The following is a 2,131-nucleotide window of genomic DNA, read 5'->3' as shown; positions in this document are numbered from 1 at the left end:
CGGGCGAGGAAGCCGGGCTGCTCGTCGAAGCGCAGGATCTTCTTCTGCTCGTCGGTCAGCGCCGCCTTGCTGTTGGACGGCATGCCCCAATAGCAGGAGGAGGTGGCGAGCCGCGCCTGGCCTTCAGGGCTCAGGATGTACTGGATGAATTTCAGCGCCATGTCCTTGTTCTTGGAATCCTTGAACATGGCGAGCGACTGCGACCAAAGCACCGCGCCTTCCTTCGGGATCGAGAAGTCGAGCGCCGGGTTTTCCTTGGCAAGGCCCGCCGTCACCCACTCGCCGCCGCCGACCAGGATGTTGACCTCTCCGGTGGCCAAAGCGGTCTGGCTGGCGGTCACTTCGCCGACCAGCTTGGCGTTGGCCTTCATCCTGAGCAGTTCAGCCTTGAGCGCCGGCAGGTCGGCCTCGGTGAGGTCGGCCGTCTTCTTGCCGATGGCGAGCGCCGCCATGCCGATCACCGGCAGGTAATAATCGTAGATCGCGACCTTGCCCTTGTATTTGTCGCTGGTGAGCGAAGCCAGCGACTGCATGTCGGCCGGGTCGACCTTGGTCTTGTTGAAGCCGATCGTGTTGTAGCCGAATTTCTCGGTGATGCCGTAGCGCTTGCCGTCGACGATGGTCGACTTGTCCATCTTCACCTGCGGGAACAGGTCGGCGAAGGGCAGCTTGTCCTCCGGCAGCGGCTCGAAAAGGCCTTTCTCGACACCGCGCGGCACATCGATGCTGTCGATCACCATCACGTCCCAGTCTCCGGGCTGCGACTGCTCGACGATCGCTAGGCCGGCGCCGGTGCCCTCGAACTCCTTGACGTTGACCTTGATGTTGTTGGCCTGCTCGAAGGGCTGCAACAGCGCCGGATCGGAGTGGTCGCACCAGATCAGCGCGTTGAGGTCTGCGGCCTGCGCGGCGCCTGCCGCGACGAGCAGCGCCGTGGCCGCGCATGCGGCGGCGAGATGGGACTTCAGGGTGGAAAGCGGATTCCGTGCGTTGATCGACATCGAGTGTTCTCCCTTGCCTTTGTGGCTTCTTGCAAAAAAATTGAACCAATTCTAAAATTGAGTCAATTCTGTTTTTGTGGCAAGAGACTGAAATGAGCGGATTGCGGGCAAGGCAAAAGGCGGATCGGCACAGGCGCATCATCGAGGCGGCGGCGGCGCTTTTCCGCGAGGCCGGCTATGAGGGCGCCAAGATCGAGGCGATAGCCACGCAGGCCGAGGTCTCGATCGGCACGATCTACAATTACTATCAGAACAAGGGCGACATCCTCGGCGCCATCGTCTCGCTGGAAGTCAACGAGGTGCTCAATGCCGGGCGCGGCGTCGTCGCCAATCCGCCGGCCAATGTCGGCGATGCGCTGGACACGCTGATCGGCATCTACATCGAGCACTCGCTGCACTATCTGAGCAAGGAGATGTGGCGGCAGGCGATGGCGATCTCGACGCAGCAGCCCGACAGCCCGTTCGGCCAGGCCTATACCGGGCTCGACCGCGACCTGACCGAACAGATAAGCGCGCTGATAGCCCGCCTGCAGGAAATCGGCCTGGTGCGCACCGACATAGACGGGCCGGCGGTGGGCGAGCTCATCTTCAACAACGTGAACATGATGTTCATCGAGTTCGTGAAGCGCGACGAGGCGAGGATCCCGGAACTGCGCGCGGCGCTACGAAGGCAGAACAGGATACTGATAGCGGCGATTGGGGTGTGATGTCGGACAACGACAGCGTCTTGGTGAGGATGGATATCCCGCTCTGACTGCTGGTGCCCCCGGCAGGGATCGAACCCGCGACCTTCGGTTTACAAAACCGCTGCTCTACCAGCTGAGCTACAAGGGCATGGCGCTCCGGTAGCACATTTGGTGCGCCAGTAAAGACAAAACTCTGTTTTTCGACCGCCGATGGGACCGGCGGCATTGAACTGAGCCGGCATGCTGAAAACCGCCAGGTACGTTCCTACATCTCCATCGGCTGCAATCGCCCCGAAGGAGGGTGTCGCATGATCAGATTCGTCATCATCCTGCCGATCATCGTCGTGACTTGGCTTCTGCTGTTGAAGCTCATCAGCGATCTGAAGAAAGCCAATATCGACTGGACCGGCGTCACCACCATCATCGGCTTCATCGCGCTGGCCT

Annotated in this window: 2 protein-coding genes and 1 tRNA gene; 1 reads left to right on the top strand and 2 read right to left on the bottom strand. The window is 61.1% G+C overall.

Annotated features, from left to right (window positions below):
• A partial coding sequence (locus tag Q0L57_RS13155; RefSeq protein ID WP_296743259.1) for a spermidine/putrescine ABC transporter substrate-binding protein occupies positions 1-1,001 on the bottom strand: 1,001 nt, incomplete at its 3' end.
• A 92-nt stretch (positions 1,002-1,093) separates the two neighbouring features.
• Between Q0L57_RS13155 and Q0L57_RS13150 the strand changes: the two genes are divergently transcribed.
• A complete protein-coding gene (locus Q0L57_RS13150; RefSeq protein WP_296743257.1) occupies positions 1,094-1,708 on the top strand; it encodes a TetR/AcrR family transcriptional regulator in 615 nt (204 codons plus the stop codon).
• Between the two features lie 51 nt (positions 1,709-1,759).
• Here the strand turns inward: Q0L57_RS13150 and Q0L57_RS13145 are convergent.
• Positions 1,760-1,835, bottom strand: a tRNA-Thr gene (locus tag Q0L57_RS13145).
• Between the last annotated feature and the right edge of the window lie 296 nt (positions 1,836-2,131).

The sequence above is a fragment of the Mesorhizobium sp. genome (genome assembly GCF_024509055.1).
Lineage (GTDB): Bacteria > Pseudomonadota > Alphaproteobacteria > Rhizobiales > Rhizobiaceae > Mesorhizobium.
This window is presented reverse-complemented; position numbering and strand designations above follow the sequence as displayed.

What these genes read in the sequence shown, in the direction of transcription:
- Q0L57_RS13150 (WP_296743257.1), top strand. Translation starts at nt 1,094, where the DNA reads ATGAGCGGATTGCGGGCAAGGCAAAAGGCGGATCGGCACAGGCGCATC.